This window comes from Mycobacterium sp. 852014-52144_SCH5372336, from assembly GCF_001665615.1.
Lineage (GTDB): Bacteria > Actinomycetota > Actinomycetes > Mycobacteriales > Mycobacteriaceae > Mycobacterium > Mycobacterium neumannii_A.
Window position 1 is genome coordinate 1 of the sequence record NZ_LZSW01000015.1, and the last position, 3862, is coordinate 3862.

Sequence of the window (3862 nt, forward strand, 5' to 3'; positions counted from 1 at the left end):
CGGACCGGCTCGCATACGCCACGCCCAAATCCCGCACCAACGGGGCAATCGACAAACCGTCAGCGGCAATATGGTGCACCACCGCCACCAGCACATGTTCGTCCTCGGTGACGCGTAAAAGTTCTGCCCGCAAAGGGATCTCGGATTCCAAGCCGAAAACGTGGGTCGCGGTTTCTTCGATAGCGTCGGTCAGTCGGCTTGCCGACCAATCGCCGGCATCGATGACCCGCCAGCCGAAGTCGAACTGCTCAACTCCCACAATCACCTGCCGGGGCGTCCCCTCGACGGCCGGGAAGACGGTGCGGAGGCTCTCGTGCCGGGCCACGACATCGCTCAGCGCCGCACCCAGGGCGTCGACATCGAGGCGTCCACCGAGCCGCAGCGCCATCGCGATGTTGTAAACCGGCGAGGGGCCCTGCAACTGGTCGATGAACCACAATCGGTTCTGCGCGAACGACAGCGGAATCACCGCCGGCCGCTCAACCGGCGCCAACGGCGCCAGCCCGCCCCGGTCTGCGCCGACCCGCGACGCCAACTGCGCGACAGTCGGAGCCTCGAACACGGTCCGCACCGAAAGTCCGGTGTCCAGTGCGGCGTTGACCGCGCCGATGAGTCGCATCGACGAGATGCTGTCGCCGCCAAGGTCGAAGAACGAGTCGTCCACCCCGACCCGCTCCAGCCCGAGCACCTGAGCGAAGATGCCGGCCAGCAGCTCCTCTACCGCATTCGACGGAGCGCGATACCTGCCGGCGGTGTATTCGGGAGCCGGTAGAGCGCGGGTGTCGAGTTTGCCGTTCGGGGTCAGCGGCAGCGTGTCCAGCACCACGACTGCTGCAGGAACCATATAGTCGGCCAGTCGATCCGCGAGCGCGGCGCGCAACCTGGCCGGCTCCGCGGTGCCGGTGACGTAGCCCACCAACCGCTTGTCACCGGGGGTGTCCTCGCGGGCGACCACGGCAGCCTGTTCGACGCCCTCGAGTGCGGCAAGAGCTGCCTGGACCTCGCCCAGTTCGATGCGGTATCCGCGAATCTTGACTTGCTCATCTGCACGGCCCAGATACTGCAACTGCCCATCGGCGCCCCAGCGCACCAGATCCCCGGTGCGATACATCCGCTGCCCTGATCCACCGAACGGGCACGCCACGAACCGCGACGCCGTCAAGCCCGACCGCCCGACGTATCCGGACGCCACACCGTGACCTGCGACGTACAACTCGCCGACCACCCCTGCAGGTACCGGCCGCAACCAACCGTCGAGGACGAACAACGCCGATCCCCGCACCGGTGAACCGATAGGCGGCACACCGGATCCCGCCGTCAACGGCTCGCTGATCGCGACACACATCGTGGTCTCGGTCGGACCGTAGGCGTTGATCATCACGCGTCCCGGTGCCCACCGATCCACCACCTCGGCCGCGCAGGCTTCACCGGCCATCACCAACGCCGTCGATTCCAGACCCTTGGTCGACAGTGCCGCCACGGCGGACGGCGTTTGGGTGAGCACGCTGACGCCTTGGGCGACAAGCAGAGCTTGGAGATCCTCGGGTGAGCGGACCACCGGGTCGGGAACCACCACCAGTCGCCCTCCGCGCAGAAGCGGACCGAAGATCTCCCACACCGATACGTCGAACGCCAGGGAGTGGCACTGCGACCAGACACCAGCAGGCGGCAGGCCCGCGTCCAGGGTCTGCATCAGCTGAGTGACGTTGTGGTGAGTGATCGCCACTCCCTTGGGCTTTCCGGTGGTGCCCGAGGTGTAGATCATGTAGGCGAGATCGATCGTGGCCGGCTCCGGCGAACCCGCACTCGAGTAGTCGTCGATACGCGGGTCGGCAATGTCGATCACCGGCAGATCCCGTCCGCTTAGCCGCTCGGCCAGCGCGGCGGTGGTGATCGCCGCGACCGGCGCAGCATCGTCGAGCATGAACTCGATCCGCGCATCGGGGTGGCCGGGGTCGATCGGCAGGTACGCCGCTCCCGTCTTGAGCACCGCGAGTATCGCCACCACAGCCTGCGGTGAGCGCTCCAGAAGGAGCGCCACACATCCACCGGGACCAGCCCCATGATCGACCAACAGGTGCGCCAACCGGTTGGCTGCCTCGTCCAGTTCGCGGTAGGACATCGCGCCGCCCTCGAAGGACATCGCCTCGCGCTCCGGCGCGGACACAACCTGGTTGGCGAACATAGCCGTGATCGACACTGTCGGCGGTGTGGGCCGCGTCAACACAGCCCGGTTGCTCCATTCGTCCAGCCGAGCATGCTCACCGTCGTCGAGAACATCGAACGAGGACAACCGCCGTGCCGGATCGGCGGTCATCGCCACCAACACCCGCCGCAATCGCTCGACCAACGCCTCGATCGTCTCGGCGTCGAACACGTCGGTGCGGAACTGCACGCTTCCACCGATCCCGGCCGATTCGCCGGTTTCGGTCCAGCGTTCGCCGAGCGAGAGCGCCAAATCCATTCGCGCCGTATGGGTATCGACCGGCAGCGGCGCGACCTGGAGATCACCGAGCGACAGCCCTGCGGCCGGATCGCTGTCCTGCCAGTTCTGCCAGGCCAACATCACCTGGACCAGAGGGTTGTGGGTCAACGACCGGACCGGGTTGAGGCGCTCCACCAATACCTCGAAGGGAACATCTTGATGCTCGTAGGCGGCGAGGCTGCGCCGCCGCACCTGAGCCAGCAGTTCAGCGACGGTGGGGTTGCCATCGGTGTTCACCCGCAGGACCAACGTGTTGACGAAGAACCCCACCAGGTCATCCAGCGCCGAGTCGCGCCTGCCGGCGATAGGGAATCCGACGGCAACATCTCTGGTGTCACTCAGCGTCGACAACAACAGCGCCAACGCGGCCTGCACCACCATGAAACTCGTCGCGTTGTGCTCATCGGCCACGGCGCGCAGACGCTGCTGCAGTTCCGCCGGCCAGTCGACCAGGATCGTGGCGCCGCGTTGGTCGGCCTGTGGAGGGTAGGGCCGATCGGTCGGCAGTTCCAACCGCTCGGGCAGGCCGGCCAACTCCTGCTCCCAGAATTCCACTTGGGCGGCGATGCGGCTGCCGGTGTCCTCGAGATCACCGAACTGCGCGCGCTGCCACAGCGTGTAGTCCACGTACTGCACGGCCAACGGTGTCCAGTCCGGCGCCCGCCCCGCGGACCGACTCGCATACGCCACGCCCAGATCCCGGACCAACGGGCTGATCGAGACTCCGTCGGCAGCGATGTGGTGCACCACGGCCACGAGCACGTGTTCATCGGCGGCGACACGGAAAAGCTGTGCCCGCAGCGGGATTTCGGTTGCCAGCTCGAATGTGTGGCGGGCAACGAACCCGACCGCGTCCGCGAGCCGCCCGGTCGACCAGCCAGTGGCATCAACGACTTGCCAGCCGAAGTCGAGTCCTCCAGTCGGCAACACATGCTGCTGGGGCGCTTCGTCGACGAGAGGGAAAACAGTGCGCAGGCTCTCATGTCGACCCACCACATCGGTCAGCGCCGCGCGCAGTGCCTCGGTGTCGAGATGCCCGGTCAGCTGCAGCGCTACCGCAAGGTTGTAAACCGGCGACGGGCCCTGCAGTTGCTCCAAAAACCACAACCGGCTCTGTGCGAACGACAAGGGAACCACCGGGGGCCGGTCCGTCGCCACCAGCGGCTGTAGTCCACCACCGTCTCCGCTGATCCGAGGCGCCAACTGCGCGACAGTGGGTGATTCGAATACCGTCCGCACCGCGATGTCGGAGTCGAGCGTGGTGTTGATCGCCGCGATGACCCGCATGGCCGACAATGAATCGCCGCCGAGTTCGAAGAAGGAGTCGTCGACGCCGACGCGGTCCAGGCCCAGGACTTGGGCGTAGATGCGGGCCAG

The 3862-nt window shown here is 66.5% G+C and carries 1 protein-coding gene; it reads right to left on the reverse strand.

Annotated features, from left to right (window positions below; all coding sequences use genetic code 11):
* On the reverse strand, positions 1 to 3862 hold a 3862-nt coding region (locus A5759_RS02370; RefSeq protein WP_156616777.1), incomplete at both ends, for a non-ribosomal peptide synthetase.